Here is a 19,253-nt window from a genome sequence, read left to right on the forward strand (position 1 = left end):
TATGCTCCGCCGCACCTCGCCATATCGCTTCTTTACGCCCCCGGCGCGCACGATGGCGGCATGAAAACAGTCGTCCGCAAGCCACAGCCCCCTCCGCTCCAGCTCCGCCTCGCGGGCATGATCGCGAGTGGCCTGGTGTTTCTGTTCTCCGTCGCGCAACTGACGGCGAGGAGCGGCGATGACGCCGGCGCCTGGCGATTCGCTGCCGTCGCCTCGTTCTATGCCGCGTTCCGCCTCGCTTTGAGCAGCGGCGAAAGCGACAAGCATGCCGTCGCGTCCAGGCGCCGCCATACGCTTCGTTGATGCATCCGCGCGGTTCCGATGCCCCGAAGGCTTGCGGCTGGGGGCCCTGGGGCGGGTATGCGGGCAGCGCCCTCGCGCTCACGGCTCCGGCCGCAAACCTTCCGGGCATCGGAAAAAGAAACCCGCCTCGAGGCGGGTTTCTTCGTTTCCATGAGGGGTGAGGCTCAGGGCTTGCCTCCGGCGCGGATCAGCTCCATCACTTCGTAGCACGCGCCCATGGTGTGGTAATCCACCTTGCCGGCCGGGCTCTTCTCGTCGTCGTACTTGCGGTTGTCGCGGGTGAGGATGCGATACCACGCGCCGTACTTGTGATCGACGAAGTGCTCCCACGAGTAGGCCCAGAGCTTCTGGTACCACTCGTCGTACTTGGCCTCGCCCGTGCGGGCGTGCAGCAGCGCCGCCGCGGCGAGCGACTCGGCCTGCACCCAGAAATACTTGTCGTCGTCGCACACCTTGCCGTCCGGCGCGAAGCCGTAGGCGATGCCGCCATATTCCTTGTCCCAGGCGCGGTCGAGCGCGGTGTCGAACAGGTGCTGCGCGGTGGGCACCAGCCACTTCTCTTCGCGGTTGCGCTCCAGCAGCAGCGGTTCGAGGATCAGCAACAGCTTGGCCCATTCGGTCTGGTGGCCGGGCTGGAAACCCCAGGGGCGGAACAGGTGCTTGGGGTTGTCCAGGTTGTACTTCCAGTCGATGTTCCAGTCGACGTCGTAGTGCTCCCACACCAGGCCCTCGGCCTTGGCGGCCTGGCGGCGCGTCATGTTGTCGGCGAGGGTGAGCGCGCGCTCGAGGTAGCGCGGCTCGTCGCTGGCCTGGTACGCGGCGAGCATCGCCTCGCACATGTGCATGTTGGCGTTCTGGCCGCGATAGTTGCTGAACTGCCAGTGCTCGTCCGCCTCGTCGCGGTAGAGGCCCGCGTCGGCGTCCCAGTAGCGCTGCTCCAGCAGCTCCCAGGTTTCGTCCATCCACGGACGCACTTCGTCGATACCGGCCTTGAGCGCGGTCGAATAAGCCAGCAGCACGAAGGCCACGCCATAGGCGTGGTAGGTGCGGTCTTCTGGCTTGCCGTCGCGGATGGTCCAGGCGTAACCGCCGGTGCTCGCATCGCGATGGACCTCGCGCAGGTAGCGCAGGCCGTGACGCGCGGCGTCGAGGTATTCGGCGCGTTTGTCCGTGAACTCGCGCGCGGCCATCGCGTAGGTGAAGACGAAACGCGTGCTGCTCACCAAGTGACGATGGCTGCGGTCATAGATCGTGCCGTCGTCCTTGTAGTAGTGGAAAAAGCCGCCGGCCGGGTCGATGGCATGCGGATGATAGAAGGCCATGGTGTGCGCGATGTGCTCGCGCAGGAAGGCTTCGCTGCGGAAATCGGGGGAAGTCATGCGTGGGTATCCATGAAGGCGAGTACTTCGGCTTCGTCCGGCATGGCGGCGAACGAGCCCAGGCGGGTGACGGTGAGCGCGCCGCAGGCAGCGGCGAAGCGCAGCATGGCGTGCAGGCGCGGCAATTCGGCGACGAGGTGGTCGAGCTGGTCGGGGCCCTTGTCCACCGTGGCGAGGCGATGCAGCAGGCCGCCGACGAAGGCATCGCCCGCAGCGGTGCTGTCCACGGTCGGCACGGCGTAGACCGGCATCTCGCCCGAGGCATCGGGATGGAACCAGCGCAGCGTGCGCGAGCCATCGGTCACCACCAGCAGGCGCGCGCGGCCGGCCCACAGGCGTTCGAGCGTCGCTTCCTCGCCTTCGTCGCCGGCCAGCCATTCGAATTCTTCGGCGCTGAGCTTCACCACGTCCGCCAGGTGCAGCCCCGGCCACAGCTCATGGTGCGAGGCGCTCTGGCTGGGCCACAGCGCGGGGCGAAGGTTCAGATCGAAACTCACCCACGCGCCCGCCGCGTGCGCGCGGCGCATGCCTTCGCGCGTGGCTTCGGCCAGCGCCGGCTCGGTCATGCTGTTGGAGCAGACATGGAACACCGCCGCGGCGCGAAAGCTTTCGTCGCGGAAATGCTCGGGACGGAACAGCAGGTCGGCCGACGGCGGCCGGTAGAAGCTGAAGCTGCGTTCGCCGTGCGCGTCCAGGGCTACGAAGGCCAGGGCGGTGTTCGCTTCGCCGGTACGCGCGACGCCGGCGGTGTCCACGCCGGCGCGGTGCAGGCTATCCAACAGGAAGTCGCCGAACATGTCGCGGCCCAGCATGCCGGCGAAGGCCGCCGGTCCGCCCAGTCGGGCCACCGCGACGGCGACGTTCGCCGGCGCGCCGCCCGCGAACGGGATGAAGCTGCGGGGAAAGCCGTGGGCATCACGGCCTTCGGCGTGAAAATCGATCAGTGCTTCGCCGAAGCACAGAATGTTGCGTGCCATCGAATGAGGGTCTCAGTGGTTGGCGGCGACTGGCGTCTCGCTCTTGATGCGAGAGCCGTAGAGGCCGTAGAAGACGATGTAGGCGTAGCACGCCAGCGGCAGGAAGAACGCGTGCTGCACGCCGATGCGGTCGGCGAACAGGCCCTGCACGTAAGGCACGATCGCGCCGCCGACGATGGCCATGATCAGCAGGCTGGACGCCTTGCCGGTCAGCGGCCCCATCCGCTCGATGCCGAGCGAGAAGATGGTCGGAAACATGATCGAATTGAACAGGCCGATCGCCACCACGCTGTACACGGCGACGTCGCCCTTGGTGGACATGGTGGTCACCACCAGCGCCATGTTGATGGCGGCGAAGATCGCCAGCAGCTTGCGCGGCTGCAGTTTGGCCAGCAGCGCCGAGCCGATGAAGCGGCCGACCATCGCGCCGCCCCAGTAATACGCCACGTAGTTGGCCGCGGCCTGCTCGGTCATGTTGCCGATGTCCGGGAGCGACAAGTAGTTGACCAGGAAGCTGCCGATCGCCACTTCGCCGCCGACGTAGAAGAAGATGCCCAGCACGCCGAACAGCACGTGCGGGTGGCGCAGCGCGTCCATCAGGGTGTGGTGCTGCGGATCGGCCTGCTCGGTGTTTTCGGTCAGCGAGGGCAGGCGGAACAGATAGACGAAGATCGCCAACAGGAACAGCACCACGGCGAGGCCGAGGTACGGGCCCTGCACGGTCTGCGCTTCCTGCGCGCGATAGGCGAGCTGCTCGGCCGACGACATCTTCGCGATCTGCTCGGCACTGAGCACCGTGGCAGAAAGAATCAACAGGCCGCCGAACTTCGGCGCCAGGAAGGTGCCCAGCGAATTGAGCGCCTGCGCCAGCGTAAGGCGGCTGGAGCTGGTCTTCTCCGGACCCAGCAGCGCGACATAAGCGTTGGCGGCCACCTGCAGCACGGTGATGCCCGTGGCCAGCACGAACAGTGCGCCGAGGAAGGCGGGATACGAATGCAGCCCCGCAGCCGGCCAGAAGCCGACGGCACCGACACCGGCAATGGCCAGGCCCGCGACGATGCCCTTCTTGTAGCCCAGGTGCGCAACCAGGCGGCCGGCGGGCAGCGACATCAGGAAATACGCGCCGAAGAAGGTGAACTGCACCAGCATCGCCTCGGCGTAGTTGAGCTGGAACACCGCCTTCAGGTGCGGGATCAGGATGTCGTTGAGGCAGGTGAGGAAGCCCCACATGAAGAAGATGGTGGTCAGCACCCCCATCGCCAGCGGGTAGTCGGTGTAGCGCTGCTTGGCGTCCCCGGGGAGCGCGGTCTTCGACGGGGCGGGCGGTGAGGCAAAGGCCATGTGGGAGGTTCCTCGGCTGGGAATCAGTCGGCTCGAAATCGGGCTATCAAGTGGCGTGCGGTGCGCCGCTGCTTTCGCGGATCACCAGGGTGACCGGCGCCACGGTGGTGGTCGCCTCGCCTTGCGGCTTGCGCAGGCGTGCCAGCAGCAATTGCGCCGCCTGGCGGCCGCGCGCGCGCGGATCGGTGGCCAGCGTGGTCAGCGGCGGCGTGCTGAAGGCGGCTTCGGCGACGTCGTCGAAGCCGGTGAGCGCGAACTCGCGTCCCGGCTGGATGCCGCGCTGGTTCAGGCCCAGCATCAGGCCCAGCGCGACCGCGTCGTTGTAGCAGACGGCCGCGGTGGGCGTGGGCTTGGCGGCGAACAGCTCGCCGCAGGCGCGCGCGGCATCCATGCGGGTCGGCAGTGTCTCGACGCGCCAGCGCGGCGCGATCGGCAGGCCGGCGGCATTCATCGCGTCCACGTAGCCGGCATGGCGCTGGCGGCACGAGCTCGAATCGCCGTGCCCGCCGTAGAACGCGATGCGCTTGTGGCCTTGCGCAATCAGATGCTCGGTGGCGAGGCGCGCGCCGCGCTGGTTGTCCAGCATCAGCCGATCCCAGTGCGCGTATTCCGGCAGGTTGCCGCCGAGTTCGCGGTTGAACAGCAGCACCGGTGTCTGCGCACCGACCGCGGCGAGCACGCGCTCCGCGTCGCTGCCTTCGGCCGGCGACAGGATGATGCCGCCCGGGCCATGCTCGATCAGCGAACTGAGCACGGCCTGTTCGCGTTCCACCGATTCGCCGGTGCTGCCCAGCAGCGTGACGAAGCCGGCTTCGCCGAGCGTCTCGTCCACGCCCGCGGCGAATTCGGCGAAGAATGGGTTGCCCAGTTCGTTGAGCACCAGCGCGATGCTCGACGAAGTGCGGCGGCGCAGGTTCGCGGCGGCGCGGTTGTACACGTAACCCTGCTTGCGCAGCTCTTCTTCTACGCGCGCGCGGGTGTGTTTATTGACCAGAGGACTGCCGCGCAGCACGAGGGACACCGTGGCGCGCGACACGCCGCAACCGGCGGCGATGTCGTTCAAGGTGATCTTGCGTCGGATCGAAGTGGAACTTTCCATGGCACTCGAGGGCATTAGAACGATCCAAAAGTAGTCGATTCGCCAAGGATAGTGATCTCGCAGTGCAGCATGCATGGGCCAGCCGGGGGGTGTTAGCGTTCAGCGTTTGGAACGATCCAAACCCAAAACCCGGTTCCAGCCGCCGTATCACCGAGGGGAGATTGCCGATGGTCAGGTTCCCGTCCCACCTTGCGCCAGCGACGCTGGCGGTGGCCCTTTTCCTGAGCGCGGGCATCGCCCACGCCGCCGTGGCCGGCCATGCCGGCGACGTGGATCCGCGCATCGGCACGGGCGGCGACGGCCATACCTTCCCCGGCGCCACGGTCCCGTTCGGCATGGTCCAGCTGTCCCCGGACACGGCCATGCCGGATTTCAAGCACGCCTATAAATGGGCGGCCGGCTACCAGTACGGGGACGGCAGCCTGCTCGGCTTCTCCCATACCCATTTCTCCGGCTCGGGCCATTCGGACCTGGGCGACGTGCTGGTCATGCCGATCGCCGGCGACGTGCGCCTGGAGCAGGGCGACCCGGCCAAGCCCGGTAGCGGCTACCGCTCGCGCTTCAGCCACGACACCGAAAAGGTCGAGGCGGGCTACTACGCGGTGACCCTGGCCGACTACGGCGTGCGCGCCGAACTGACCGCCGGCCGCCGCGTCGGCTGGCACCGCTACACCTTCCCGGCCGGCAAGCCGGCGCACCTGCTGCTGGACCTGCGCCCGAGCATCTACGACTACCCGGGCAAGGTGCTGTGGTCGCAGCTGCGGGTGCACGAGGACGGCGCCGTCACCGGTTGCCGCACCACCCGCGGCTGGGCGCCGGGCCGCGAGCTGTGCTTCGCCATGCGCTTCTCGCAGCCGCTGGCCGCGCGCCGGCTGCTCAATCGCGAGACCGACGTGCCCTACAAGGGCTTCAAGGGCCCCGGCTACCAGGCCGAGGACCAGGACGCGCAGCAGGGCCGCGCGATCGTCGGCGTGTTCGACTTCGGCCAGCTCAAGCAGCCGCTCGAAGTGAAGGTCGCCATCTCGTCCGTCAGCGAGGCCAATGCGCTGGCCAATCTCGACACCGACGGCAAGGGCTGGGACTTCGACGCCCGCCGCGCCGAGGCCCGAGCGGCCTGGGACAAGATCTTGTCCGTGGTCGACGTCGACGCGCCCAAGATCGCGCGCACCAGCTTCTATACCTCGCTCTACCACGCCATGCTCTCGCCCACGCTGAGCATGGACGTCAACGGCGACTACCGTGGCCCGGACAACGCGGTGCACCGCGCGCAGGGTTTCGAATTCCATTCCACCTGGTCGCTGTGGGACGTCTATCGCGCCCAGCAGCCGCTGATGGTTCTGCTGCAGCCGCAGCGCAGCGTGGACTTCGTGCGCTCGCTGATCGCCGCGCGCGAGGCCAGCCCGTTCGGCATCCTGCCGGTGTGGGCGTACCAGGGCCTGGAGACGTGGTGCATGATCGGCTACCACGCCGTGCCGGTCATCGCCGACGCCTATGTGAAGGGCATCCGCGGCTTCGACGCCGACGCGGCGCTCAAAGCCATGGTGGCCAGCGCCACCTACGCGCCTTACGGCGACCTGGGCGACTACATGAAGCTCGGCTACGTCCCGATCGACAAGGAGCCCGAAGGCGCTTCCAAGACGCTGGAATACGCCTACGACGACTGGACCATCGCCCGCATGGCCAAGGCCATGGGGCGCGAGGACGTCGCCGCCACCTTCGGCAAGCGCGCCGGCAACTGGCGCAATGCCTACGACGCGAAGACCGGCTTCATGCGCGCCCGCAAGACCGACGGCAGCTTCCGCGAACCGTTCGATCCCTCCGCCGCCGGGTACGGCACCGACTACACCGAAGGCAATGCGTGGCAGTACTCCTGGTACGTGCCGCAGGACGTGGCCGGCCTCATCGCGGCCATGGGCGGCGACAAGGCCTTCGTGGACAAGCTCGACAGCGTGTTCGACGCCAAGGTCGATCCCAAGCAGTTCGCCCACGTGGAGGACATCACCGGACTCATCGGCTGGTATGCCCACGGCAATGAGCCGAGCCACCATCTGGCCTACCTCTACGACTACGCCGGCGCGCCGTGGCAGACGCAGAAGCGCCTGAAGCAGATCATGGACAGCCAGTACGCGCCGCGGCCGGACGGCCTGGCCGGCAACGACGACCTGGGCCAGATGTCGGCGTGGTACGTGTTCAGCGCGCTGGGCTTCTACCCGGTCGCGCCAGGCAGCGACGAGTACGCCATCGGCCGGCCGTTCGTGAAGAAGGCGGCCCTGCACCTGCAGGGCGGCAAGACCTTCACGGTCTCGGCCGAACCGTTCGACGACGCGCACCCCTACGTGGGCGAGGTCACCCTCAACGGCAAGCCGCTGGACCGGGTGTTCCTCCACCACGGCGAAATCCTGGCCGGCGGCGAATTGCATTTCCGCATGCAGGCCGAGCCGAACCGCGACTGGGGCACCGGCCGCGCGGCACGCCCGAGTTCGACCAGCGCCTACGGTCCCTGAGGAGGCGTTTTCACGGGTGAACTCTCTCGCCGGCGGCACCGGATTACGTGACGGCGCCGCTGGCGGGCATGGGACGATTCTGTAACCATGCCGCGCATGCCACAGTCCCCGTGGAAACTGACGCCGGTCACCCGACCCCGGATGCGGGATCGCGTCGCCTTGCGCTGGCGCCTGGGTGGACTGCTGTTCGCGGTGCTGGTGATCGTGGCGCTGCCCTACATGGTGACCCGCAGCGGCTCGCGCGACGCGCTGGACGCCAACGCCCGGGTCACGCATTCCTCCGAGGTGAAATCTCTTACGTACCGCATCGCCTACGTCACCCGTGACGGCGAGGCGGCGCTTTACCGCCTGCTGGACGGCGACGACAACCCGCAGGTGCGGTTGCGCGCCAACCGCGCGGGCAAGGAGATCCCCGGCCTGCTCGCCCAGCTGCGCGAGATGACCCGCGACAACGCTGACCAGCAGGCGCGTATTGGCGCTCTCGGCAGCATGGTCAGCGGCCGCCTCGCGTTGCTGGACCAGGCGATGCTGCGTTATCGCCAGGGCGACGTGCGCGCCGCCAACGACGCGCTGCGCGACTCCGGCACGCTGTTCAAGATGGACGACCTGATCGACGGCATCGTGCAGAGCGAGGACGACACCTTGCTCGCGCGCCGGGGCCAGGCGCGGCAGGCTTCCAGCAACAGCAGTCTCGCGCTCACCATCACCGCCACCGCCCAGGTGCTGCTGCTGGCGATCGTGGTGATCGTGTCCGAGCGTCAGATCAGCCGCCGCCTCCAGGCCGAGGAGCGCGAAGGCCAGGCGGTACAGCGCTCGCAGCTAATCGTGCAGGCCGTGCGCGAGCCGATCGCGCTGCTGGACAGCAAGCTGTGCACGTTGCTGGTGAACGCGGCCTTCGGCGAGCTCTACGGCATACCGCCGTCCAACCGGCATTCGCTGCCGCTGGTGGAGATCGGCGATGGCGCCTGGCGCGACAGCGCGCTGCAGCAGCGCCTCAACGACGTGCTGCTGCTGGACCGCGAACTGTGGGACTACGAGTTGATCCAGCGCACCGTGGACGGCGTGGATCGCCACGTGGTGATCAATGCCCGCCGCCTGCAACAGGACGACGGCGGCGATCCGGTGCTGCTGCTGACCGTGAGCGACGTCACCGCGCGCGCCCTGGTCGAACAGCAAGTGAAGGAGCTGAACCGGCAGCTGGAAGGCAAGGTCGCGCAGGTCTCCGACGTCAACCGCGAGCTGGAGGCCTTCAGCTATTCGGTATCGCACGACCTGCGCGCGCCGCTGCGCCATATCGCCGGCTTCGCCAGCAAGCTCGAACAGCACCTGGGCAACGAGGCGGACGACAAGTCGAAACACTACATCGGCGTGATCAGCGATGCCGCGCGCCGCATGGCCCAGCTGATCGACGACCTGCTGGTGTTCTCGCGCCTGGGTCGCGGCGCGCTGCGCCTGCAACCGGTGGACATGCAGTCGCTGGCCGAGGAGGCGCGCGTGCTCGCCGAGTCGGAGGTGCACAGCCGCCGCATCGTATGGTCGATCACGCCGCTGCCCATCGTCATCGGCGACGAGAACATGCTGCGCACCGTGTGGCAGAACCTGCTGGGCAATGCAGTGAAGTACACCGGCAAGTGCGAGGTGGCGCAGATCAGCATCGACATGCGCCGCGGCGACAACGGCGACTACGAGTTCGTGGTCAGCGACAACGGCGCGGGCTTCGACATGCAATACGCCGGCAAGCTGTTCGGCGTATTCCAGCGGCTGCATCGCGTATCCGAGTTTCCCGGCAACGGCATCGGCCTGGCCAATGTCCGGCGCATCGTGCAGCGGCACGGCGGCAAGGTCTGGGCCGAGGGCAGCCCGGGGGAGGGCGCGCGCTTCCATTTCACGCTGCCGGCCTCCGACCTGGCCGACGCCTTCGCGCAGGAGCGCCAATGAACCAGGGTTCGCTGCGCAGCATCCTGCTGGCCGAGGACAACCCGGCCGACGCCGAGCTGGCGCTCGACGCGCTGCACAGCGCCCACCTGGCCAACCCCATCGTGCACGTCGAGGACGGCGTCGACTGCCTGGACTACCTGCATGGCCGCGGCGCCTGGGCTGGCCGGCCCCCGCAGGACCCGGCGGTGGTGCTGCTGGACATCAAGATGCCGCGCCTGGACGGGCTGGAAGTGCTGACGGCGATGCGTGCCGACGAGCGCCTGCGCCGGGTGCCGGTGGTGGTGCTGTCGACCTCGCGCGAGGAGCGCGACCTGGCCCGCAGCTGGGACCTGGGCGTGAACGCCTATGTCATCAAGCCGGTGGACGTGGACCAGTTCTTCGAGGCGGTGCGCACGCTCGGCCAGTTCTGGGCGGTGCTCAACCAGGCCCCGGACTGAGGCCGGCCGCGCGTGCCGTGAGATCATTGCCGCCATGCCTGACAAGCCCAATACCCCGTTGCCGTTGCCGCTGCCGTTCCCGCAGATCCGCGTCTTGCAGATCGAGGACAGCCTGCCCGACGCCGAACTAGTCATTTCGGAACTGGAGGCGGATGCGATCGATTTCGCCGTGCGCCTGGTCGACGACGAAGCCAGCTACCTGCACGAGCTGGAAGACTTCAAGCCGCACATCATCCTGTCCGACCTGAGCATGCCCGGCTTCTCGGGCGAGCGCGCGCTGGAACTGCTGCGCGAGCGCGACCGCGATCTGCCGTTCATCTATGTCTCGGCCACGCTCGGCGAGGAAGCCGCCATCGCCGCGCTGCGCAACGGCGCCACCGACTACATCCTCAAGCAGAACCCGGCGCGCCTAGCCAGCGCGGTGCGCCGCGCGCTGCGCGAGCACGAGGCGCAGAAAGCGCAGCGGCGAGCCGAGGCGGAGCTGATCCGCGCGCAACGCTTCGAAAGCCTCGCCATGCTGGCCGGCGGCCTGAGCCACGACCTGCGCAACCTGCTGCAGCCGCTGCTGCTGGCCGGCGAGAGCTTGCAGGACTACCAGGACGATCCGCGCCTCGCCCGGCTGGGCAAGCTGGTGCGCGACTGCGGGCGGCGCGGCCTGGACATGGTGCAGTCGATGCTCTCCTTCGCCCGCGGCGCACGCCGCGCCGAGCAGGTGCGGGTCGGCGCGCTGCTGGACGCGCTCAATCTGCTGCTGCAGGGAAGCGTGCCGCGCAACGTGAACCTGGCGATCGAGGTGGACGATCCGGAACTCAGCTTCTCCGGCAATCACACCGAATTGCAGCAATGCCTGCTCAACCTATGCCTCAACGCCATGCAGGCCATGCCAGGCGGCGGCGACCTGCGCATCGAGGCCAGCCAGCAGGCACTGGCGCGCGACTTCTTCCTGGAAAGCGAAACGCCGAACGAGTGTCGCCACCTGCGATTGAGCGTGATCGACACCGGCGAGGGCATGGACCAGGAAACCCTGGCCCATCTCTACGAGCCGTTCTACACCACCAAGGAGGGCGGCACTGGCCTGGGCCTGCTGTCCTGCAAGCGCATCGTCGCCAGCCACGGGGGCGTGATGCGGGTGGAGAGTGCGCCGGGGCAGGGGACGAGCTTCCACATCTACCTCCCGCTGATCGTCCAGTTCGAAGAGGGCGTGGAAGGCGAGGACGACGAGCATCTGCTGGGCGACGCCGAACGCGTGCTGGTCGTGGTCGAAGAAGCCGCGCAATTGTCACTGCTGACCGACACGCTCGACGCCTGGGGTTACCAGGCCCACGCCAGCCAGAGCGGCACCGCCGCGCTGCAGTGGATCGAGGCGCACGGCGTGCCTGACCTGGTGGTGATGGATGCGGACATGAACCTGTTCACCGGCGTACGCACGCTGGCGGCCCTGATCGAGCACGGCTACCGCCGCGCGGTGGTGCTGCTGGCGCGCCCCGATGCGCCGCCGGATCTGGAGGAGATGCCGGAGGTGGAGCATCTGTATCTGGTGGACAAGCCGGTGGCGACGTTCAAGTTGTTGAGGACGTTGCGGGAGGCGTTGGAGGTGGGGAGGTCGGAGCGGGAGGGGTGAGGGTCGACGGTTTCGCTGGGTTTCGCTGCTGCGGGGCTTCATTCGCGGGGTAGGTTGGGGTGGGCTTGCGAACCCCAACGGGAGGCGCTGACGGTGGCCTCATCCCCACCTACTCGTCATTCCGGCGCAGGCCGGAATCCTGTAGTGACACAGCTCGGTTGTCGCCTTGTGGCCAGCCTTGTCTCGCCCCGTGCGGGGCGAGGGTTTCGCTCTCCTGCCGGAGAGCGAGTTACTTCTTCTTTGCTTGCCCAAAGAAGAAGTAACCAAGAAGAAAGGGCCCCCTGCGCGGCGCCCTCCGCAGCCTTCGCTGCTCCGGGTGCGTTGAGGGCTGGCCGGGCTTTTCGACAGGGCATCCTGCCCTGATCGAAAAGGCGGGGACATCCATGTCCCCGCCCCGCTTCGCGGGCCTGATCGTCCAGCCCTCACCGCCGCGAAGGGAACCCGGGAAGAGCAAAAGCTCGCTCGTTGAGCGTTGCGGTTGTTCTTTCTCGCCTCGGTACCGCACTTCTCCTTCTCCCCTCCGGGGAGAAGGCGGGATGAGGGGCGGGTGCTCGCGACACCCTCACCAACGAAGCCACTCGCTCCTCACGGCTGACAGCTTTACGTAAGCGTCAACACTTATTCATAACCCCGCGCACGCCGCGCCACACTGTGACCCGCGCATCACCGCGGCGTCACAAAGGCGCTCTAATCTGCGCAGCTTTCGTCGCCTGTTTTGGGCGGCTTTCTGGGGGGCGGGCCCGGTCCGCCAAGCAAGGGAAAAAGGAAAGACATGAACGTCCGTCCGCGCGCGCGGCTGTTGCCGCTCGTCATCGCTTCGCTGCTGGCCGTTCCGGCCTTCGCGCAGAACACCTCTTCCTCGTTGAGCGGCCGCGTGCTCGATGCCGGTGGACAGCCGGTGGCGGGGGCTCGCGTGCAGATCGTGCACGTGCCATCGGGTACCACCCAGGCGGTGACGACCGATCCGGATGGCCGCTACAAGGCGCAGGGCCTGCGCGTCGGTGGGCCGTTCGACATCACCGTCAGCAAGGACGGGCAGGCGTCGGGCGAGAAGGATGGCGTCTACCTGCAGCTGGCGCAGGAGACTACGCTCGACCTGAGCCTCGGCGCGGCAGCAGCCAATGCCACCAACCTGCAGGGCGTGCAAGTCAGCGCCAACAGTGACGCGGTGGCGATGGCGCAGATCTTCCAGCCGGACGCCAAGGGCATCAGCACCAACGTATCGCAGCGCGAACTGAAGGTGCTGCCGATTCCCAACCGCTCGATCCAGGACATCGCGCGGATGGACCCGATGATCACGGTCACCAACAAGAGCAAGGGCGAGATCTCCGCGCTCGGCCAGAACAGCCGCTACAACAACATCAGCATCGACGCGGTGCCGACCAACGACTCGTTCGGCCTGGAAGACAACGGCCTGCCGGCGCTCAACCAGCCGGTGGCGCTGGACGCGATCGAGGAATACAACATCTCCACCGCCAACTACGACGTGGCGAACAAGCGCGCGGTGGGCGCGTCGATCAACATCGTCACCAAGAGCGGCACCAATGACTTCCACGGCTCGGCCTACTACGCCTACCGCAACGCAGACGGCTGGGTGGGCAAGGACCGCGCCGGCAACCCGTTCACCGGCTTCAAGCGCCAGTGGACCGGCGGCGCGACCTTCGGCGGGCCGATCGTCAAGGACAAGTTGTTCTTCTTCGCCAACGTCGAGGAATCCAAGACGATTGCCGCCGCGCCGAACTTCGGTCCGGTCGGTTCGGGCAAGGGCAATATCGTGCCGATCGCGCAGTCGGACATCGACCGCATCACGCAGATCGCTTCGCAGCTCGGCATGAAGCCCGGCGTGGTCAACGCCGCCGGCGCCAACCAGGACGAGAAGCGCGGCCTGTTCAAGCTGGACTGGAACATCGCCGACGGCCACCGCCTGAGTTTCCGCTTCGACCGCGTGAAGAGCACGCAGCCGAACCTCAACGGTTACAGCACCTCGTCCACCACGCCGAGCCTCAGCCTTTCCAGCTACTGGTTCACCAAGCACCGCGAGAACAAGCAGTACGTGCTCAACGCGTACGACGCGTGGACCGATACGTTCTCCACCGAGGCGGCGCTGTCGTATTCCACCTATGACGCGACACCCGAGCCGTTCGCGCGGCAGCCGCAGGTGCGCGTGTTCACCAACGGCACGATCAGTGGCAGCACCATCACCGGCCCCAGCGTGTACCTGGGCGAGGAAGAGTTCCGCCACTACAACGTGCTGAACATCAAGAGCCTCAACGCCTTCTTCGCCGGCACCTGGGCGCTGGGCGACCATAGCGTGAAGGTGGGCTTCGACGCCCAGCGCGACAAGTTCTACAACCTGTTCGGCCGCACCGAGTTCGGTGCCTACACGTTCCCCAGCATCGACGCGTTCGCGGCCGGCAACTGGTTCCAGTACACCGTGTTCCGTCCCACCAACGGCGACCTGCAGAGCATCGCCGCGCGCTGGGCGCTGAACCAGTGGGGCCTGTTCGCGCAGGACACCTGGCAGATCGGCAACCTGTCGCTGCAGTTCGGTTTCCGCTATGACCTGCCCAAGGTGAGTAGCGCGCCGCTGGCGAACCCGACGTTCAACGCCGCCTTCCCGGGCGTGCCGAACAATGCCACCTTCGACGGCAACGGCCTGTTCGAGCCCCGCGTATCGTTCAACTACAGCTTCGACGGCGAACAGGCCATGCAGCTGCGCGGCGGCGTGGGCCTGTCCGAAGGGGCGCCTCCGGGCGTGTGGCTGTCCAATCCGTACACCAATAACGGCGTGGTGCTCACCAGCTACTCGGCGTCCAATGGCGTGGGCTTCTCCGCCGATCCGAACAACCCGCTCATTCCGGCCGGTGCGCGCAAGGGCGGTTCGCCGGAAGTGGACGTGACCGATGCGCGCTTCCGCATGCCTTCGGTATGGAAGGCCAGCCTGGGCTTCGACCGGCAGCTGCCCTGGTGGAACACGGTGTTCACCGCCGAGGTGGAGCATCTTTCCACCCGTGACGGCGTCTATTTCCAGGATATCAACCTTGGCCGCGCCAACGGCGCGCTGCCCGACGGCCGCCTGAGCTACTGGAACACCACGGATCCGAACGCCTTTCTCGTCACCGGCAAGAGCGCCACCGGGCAATCGCTGTGCGCGACGGCCGATCGCAGCTGCGCGGTGGCGCGCGCCAATCGCGATCAGCGTTTCGGCAACGTGATCTACCTGAGCAATACGCGCAAGGGATCGGCGGATTACTTCACGCTCAAGCTCAGCCGCCCGTTCACCGCCGACTCCGACTGGTCCGGCTCCGTCGGCGTGGTGTTCGGCCGCTCCACCGACGTCAGCTCCGGCAACGAAAAAGTGGCGGCCAGCACTTGGGCCAATGACGCCGTGTATCAGCCGAACGCGGACAAGGCCAGCCACAGCAACTTCGAGATCGCGCGCCGCGTGATCGCCTCGCTGACCTGGCAGCACCGCTTCTTCGGCGACTACGCCACCAGCGTCAGCGCGTTCTACGACGGCCACACCGGCCAGCCGTACAGCTGGGTGTTCGGCAACGACGTCAGCGGCATCAAGCCGGCCGGCCTGTCCGCGCCGCCGGGTCTGATGTACATCCCGAACCCGGGCGACGTGCAGTTCCAGAAGGGCACCTCGCAGAAGGCGATCGACCAGTTCTACGCCTTCATCCAGCGCGACGACTACCTGCGCGAACACCAGGGCAAGGTGGCCGGCCGCAACGGCGCGCGCTCGCCGTGGGTGAACGAGCTGGACCTGGCTTTCCGCCAGGAGATCCCCGGCCTGTTCAAGGGCAACAAGGGCGAACTGCGCCTGGATGTGTTCAACGTGATGAACATGATCAATAAGCGCTGGGGCCAGGTGCGCGACGTCGGTTACCCGTACATGCGCAGTCTCGCCAACTTCGCCGGCGTCGACCCGGCCACCGGCAAGTACGTATACGCCCTGCCCACCGACAAGAGCGGCAACTTCAACAGCGGCGGCTACGTGCTGGAAGACGACCGCGCCCAGTCGCGCTGGTCGGTGCAGGCGACGCTGCGCTATACGTTCTGACCGCATCGATGCCGCGGACCAAGGCGCCGGCCCTTGCCGGCGCCTTGCTTGCCCTTGCGACGCCAGGTTCGAGTGGGCGGCTTGCCACGACCGCGGCGTCATGATGTCGTTGTCGCGCCGAAGCGGTCGGCATGGGGGAGCAGGGGCATGGTCGCGAGATGGATGCTGGGGCTGATCCTGGCCACGCTGGCGGTATCGCCCCAAGCGAAGGACGCCGGCTCTGCGTTTCAGTCGGCGCCATTGCCCACCATCGGCAACCGGGGTGAGGCCGGCGGCTTCAACGGCATGTTGATGGTGACGCCGGATGCCGATTGGAAAGAGAAGTGGAATACGCCGTCCAGCGTGACACCGCACTTCACGACGACCAGGGAAGTTGCACGTGGCGGCAAGATCTTCGTGCTCATCTTCCTCGCCAACCCGGGCCTGGATGCCCAGGGCACGGCGAACGTCACCTGCGATCTTGAAGTGATACGGCCGGACGGGTCGCGCTCCTCCAACCAGGACGGCGTGGACTGCCTGAAGGCGAAACTGCCGGGCCCGGCAACCAATGTTTACCTGGCCGCGCCCGTGATCGTTTTCTCCGGCGATCCCGGCGACCCGGCCGGGGTGTGGACCGTGCGCGTGACCCTGCGGGACAACGTCAGGCAGGTGAACGTGCCGCTGGAGACCACCTTCGAGCTCAAATGAGGCTTGCCGCATCGGCCTGATCCGGTCGAGGCCGTGGCAGACCCATTAAGGGCGAAGATTTATGAAGGATTGCTTTGAATATAGTTAGGGCATTGGCTCTCGAGCTTTTGCATCAAGCGTGCAGCCATACCAATGGAAGGTGGTGTGAGTGCAGATGGACATGATTGTCCATAAGCACATAGGCCTGGGCCGGCAGCCGGCATGCCACAAGGATTCGTGAGCAACCCATGCATCAAGGACGAGCGAGAACGCATATGACGGCACGAAAGGGATTTTCCAAACGCTTGCGATGGATCGCAGTGGCAAGCGGCTTGTGGCTGGCCGGATGCGCCTCGCAGAACTGCAACATTCTTTCCACCAGTCATTCGTTCGGCTGCAAGGCGATGTATGTGGCGCTGGCGGTGCCGGCCTTGCCGGTCGCGCTGGCGTCCAACGCGATGGACAACCACCGCGACCGGAAGCGCAAGGAAGAGACGTGGCGTCTTCTCCAGGCCAACGATCCGGCGACGGTGGCGCACTGCGCGCTGGGCTGCTATCTGCCGGAGAAGCTGGGCAAGGAGCAAGACTTCGCCGCCTTCGAGCGCAGCGTGGAACTGGTGATCGCGTGGTGGGGCGAACACCCGGAGCCCGCCCAGATGCCCGTACTGATGAAGGCCTACGCGTACAAGGGTGCGAAGCTGGCGGACACCGATCCGGTGCCGGCCGAGGTTTTCCTCCGCAAGGCGGCGGCGCTGGCGGCGGACCCGCGCATGACCAAGGCGCTGGACTCGTTCGAATACAGCGCTTACGTCTACAACCAGGGGTATTACGACGACGTCGCCGAGAGCATCCAGGTCAGCCTCATCGTGCTGCGCTACCGCGGTATTCCCGGCCGCGCTCCGGCGCCGGAGGTGCTGAAGGACCGCTGCCAGGCGATCGCGGCGTGGCCGCCGGCCTGGATGACGAGCGGTGCGGATTACCACTTGGAGTTGATATGTGGCTTGGCCTACTCGCGCGTGTTCGACAAGTGGTCGCCGACTGGAACGCCGGCGGTGGTGAAGGGCGTGCTGGACCCGGTCATGGCGGGAGCGGAACACTGACCTTCGATAAGCAGGACGCAGGACGTTATCGTCCTGTAGGCGCTGTATGGCTCGGTGAGGGCGGAGACCTCACCTGGACTTAGCCAGAACGATTCCAAGTCCAAAGGCGTCGTGGGGCTAACACACACCTTCAAGCTGGCTGCGCGGCGTTTTCTCGATCCCCGCGGCACGCCAACTCTTGTCCAGTCCCTGTCGAAATCGGCCCCGCTCGTTCGTCGCCATGACGAAAGCCGGCCATCAGGCCGCCTGAGCTGACTGAGGAGGCGCGGACATGTCGCGACAACGCGTTTTGCCATCCACCGCGCGGGTGGCGATCACGCCGTTCCATTGCCGGCGTTGGATGGCGCGCGGACGGTCTCAGCGCCTTTGCTCGCCGAGTCGTTCGCAAGAAATTGCAGGTCGCGTCCTATGTAACGGCGACGCCACATTGCTCAGGAAGGGGCACGCAGTTGCCCGGCCTCGACGGCACGCTAAGCCAGGGCCAGCGCCTGGCCATCGTCCGTCCTTGGCCATTTCGCCCCCCTGTCTTCAGTCTCGTTGACTGTTCCTAAAGATTGGTTCAATAATGAGAATGATCGTTCACTCTTGTTCTGTCGCCTTCCCCAGCGGCAGCATCCGAGGTCTCGCATGGTTTCCAAACGTATGTTCTTGCGCCGGCTGGCGGCCGGTGCGCTGGCCGTTTCGGCGTTGTTCCTGGCCGCCTGCAAGGGCCAGCACGGTGAGCAGCAGGCAGGCGGTGGGCCGGCCGAGGTCACGGTGGTCACGCTCAAGCCGCAGCCGGTGACTGTCACGCGCGAATTGCCCGGCCGCACCAGTGCCTTCCTCGTCGCCGAGGTACGGCCGCAGGTGAACGGCATCGTCAAGCAGCGCCTGTTCGAGGAAGGCGCGCTGGTGAAGGCGGGGCAACCGCTGTACCAGTTGGACGACGCGATGTATCGCGCGGAAAACAGCAACGCCAAGGCGACGCTGGCCAAGGCCAAGGCCTCGCTGTATTCGGCGCAGCTCAACGCTAAGCGCACCAGCGAGCTGGCGCGCATCGACGCGGTCAGCAAGCAGGACGACGAGGCGGCGACGGCCGCATGGCGTCAAGCGGAGGCCGACGTGGCGGCGGGGCAGGCGCAGGTGGAAAGCACCGGCGTGACGCTCGCCTTCGCGCGCATTGTGTCGCCGATCAGCGGGCGCATCGGCAAGTCCGCGGTGACGCCGGGCGCGCTGGTCACGGCCAATCAGGCCGAGCCGATGGCGCGCGTGCAGCAGCTCGATCCGATCTTCGTGGACGTCACCCAATCCAGCGGCGAGTTGCTGGCGCTGCGCAAGCAGATCGCCGCCGGCACGCTGAAGGAAGCCGACGGCACGCCGGTGAAGATCCTGTTGGAAGACGGCAGCACGTATGCGCACCAGGGCAAGCTGCAGTTCGCCGATGTCAGCGTCGACCCCACGACCGGCAGCTTCGCGCTGCGCGTGATCGTGCCTAACCCCGAACACGTGCTGCTGCCCGGCATGTACGTGCGCGCGGTGCTCGACAAGGGCACTAGTCCGCAGGCGCTGCTGGTGCCGCAGGCGGGCATCTCGCGCGATCCCAAGGGCGGCGCCACCGCGATGGTGGTGGACAAGGACGGCAAGGCGGCGCTGCGCGAAGTGCAGGTGAGCCGAACGATCGGCGACAAGTGGCTGATCGAGAGCGGCCTGGCCGCCGGCGACAAGGTGATCGTGGAAGGCCTGCAGATGATCCAGCCCGGCATGCCGGTGCACGCCAGCGAGACCGGCGCGCCGGGCGCGGCGGCGGCAGGACATGCGGCTGCGGCCCACTGAGGACATAGAT

Annotated in this window: 13 protein-coding genes; 9 read left to right on the forward strand and 4 right to left on the reverse strand. The window is 66.9% G+C overall.

Translation table 11 applies throughout. The annotated features are described in order from the left end of the window. Positions 1 to 60 precede the first annotated feature (60 nt). Positions 61 to 303, forward strand: coding sequence for a hypothetical protein (locus RKE25_RS05280; RefSeq protein WP_311841211.1), 243 nt, complete (start codon positions 61 to 63; stop codon positions 301 to 303). A gap of 164 nt (positions 304 to 467) precedes the next feature. Here RKE25_RS05280 and RKE25_RS05285 read toward each other — a convergent pair whose 3' ends face one another. The 4 genes from RKE25_RS05285 to RKE25_RS05300 form a co-directional block, all read right to left on the reverse strand. Next, the gene (locus tag RKE25_RS05285) at positions 468 to 1,682 is read right to left on the reverse strand and encodes an AGE family epimerase/isomerase (RefSeq protein ID WP_311841212.1); all 1,215 of its coding nucleotides are present in this window, start codon (positions 1,680 to 1,682) and stop codon (positions 468 to 470) included. Then, entirely contained in the window at positions 1,679 to 2,659 is a 981-nt protein-coding gene (locus tag RKE25_RS05290) for a carbohydrate kinase (RefSeq protein WP_311841213.1), read from the reverse strand. The genes RKE25_RS05285 and RKE25_RS05290 overlap by 4 nt, the downstream gene beginning before the upstream one ends. Positions 2,660 to 2,671: 12 nt before the next feature. After that, the gene (fucP, locus tag RKE25_RS05295) at positions 2,672 to 3,916 is read right to left on the reverse strand and encodes an L-fucose:H+ symporter permease (RefSeq protein ID WP_311842335.1); all 1,245 of its coding nucleotides are present in this window, start codon (positions 3,914 to 3,916) and stop codon (positions 2,672 to 2,674) included. A gap of 130 nt (positions 3,917 to 4,046) precedes the next feature. Further along, positions 4,047 to 5,099 carry a LacI family DNA-binding transcriptional regulator gene (locus tag RKE25_RS05300; protein WP_311841214.1) on the reverse strand — a complete coding sequence of 351 codons (1,053 nt, stop codon included), beginning with the start codon at positions 5,097 to 5,099 and terminating at the stop codon, positions 4,047 to 4,049. Between the two features lie 167 nt (positions 5,100 to 5,266). Between RKE25_RS05300 and RKE25_RS05305 the strand changes: the two genes are divergently transcribed. The 8 genes from RKE25_RS05305 (at position 5,267) to RKE25_RS05340 (ending at position 19,243) form a co-directional block, all read left to right on the forward strand. Beyond that, a complete protein-coding gene (locus RKE25_RS05305) occupies positions 5,267 to 7,603 on the forward strand; it encodes a GH92 family glycosyl hydrolase (RefSeq protein WP_311841215.1) in 2,337 nt (778 codons plus the stop codon). Between the two features lie 141 nt (positions 7,604 to 7,744). Continuing rightward, entirely contained in the window at positions 7,745 to 9,541 is a 1,797-nt protein-coding gene (locus tag RKE25_RS05310; RefSeq protein WP_311842336.1) for an ATP-binding protein, read from the forward strand. After that, positions 9,538 to 9,978: a response regulator gene (locus RKE25_RS05315; RefSeq protein WP_311841216.1), complete on the forward strand. Its 441-nt coding sequence runs from the start codon at positions 9,538 to 9,540 to the stop codon at positions 9,976 to 9,978. Before RKE25_RS05310 ends, RKE25_RS05315 begins: the two co-directional genes overlap by 4 nt. 34 nt (positions 9,979 to 10,012) lie before the next feature. Continuing rightward, the gene (locus tag RKE25_RS05320) at positions 10,013 to 11,599 is read left to right on the forward strand and encodes a response regulator (RefSeq protein WP_311841217.1); all 1,587 of its coding nucleotides are present in this window, start codon (positions 10,013 to 10,015) and stop codon (positions 11,597 to 11,599) included. Positions 11,600 to 12,371: 772 nt separating this feature from the next. Beyond that, on the forward strand, positions 12,372 to 15,665 hold the full coding sequence (locus RKE25_RS05325; protein WP_311841218.1) for a TonB-dependent receptor: 3,294 nt from the start codon (positions 12,372 to 12,374) through the stop codon (positions 15,663 to 15,665). A gap of 162 nt (positions 15,666 to 15,827) precedes the next feature. Next, positions 15,828 to 16,352 (forward strand): hypothetical protein, encoded by a 525-nt coding sequence (locus tag RKE25_RS05330; RefSeq protein ID WP_311841219.1) that lies wholly within the window; start codon positions 15,828 to 15,830, stop codon positions 16,350 to 16,352. 284 nt (positions 16,353 to 16,636) lie between these two features. Beyond that, positions 16,637 to 17,431 carry a hypothetical protein gene (locus RKE25_RS05335; protein WP_311841220.1) on the forward strand — a complete coding sequence of 265 codons (795 nt, stop codon included), beginning with the start codon at positions 16,637 to 16,639 and terminating at the stop codon, positions 17,429 to 17,431. Positions 17,432 to 18,058: 627 nt separating this feature from the next. After that, entirely contained in the window at positions 18,059 to 19,243 is a 1,185-nt protein-coding gene (locus RKE25_RS05340; protein ID WP_311841221.1) for an efflux RND transporter periplasmic adaptor subunit, read from the forward strand. Positions 19,244 to 19,253: the final 10 nt, after the last annotated feature.

Origin of the sequence: Dyella sp. BiH032 (assembly GCF_031954525.1) — a bacterium.
Lineage (GTDB): Bacteria > Pseudomonadota > Gammaproteobacteria > Xanthomonadales > Rhodanobacteraceae > Dyella_D.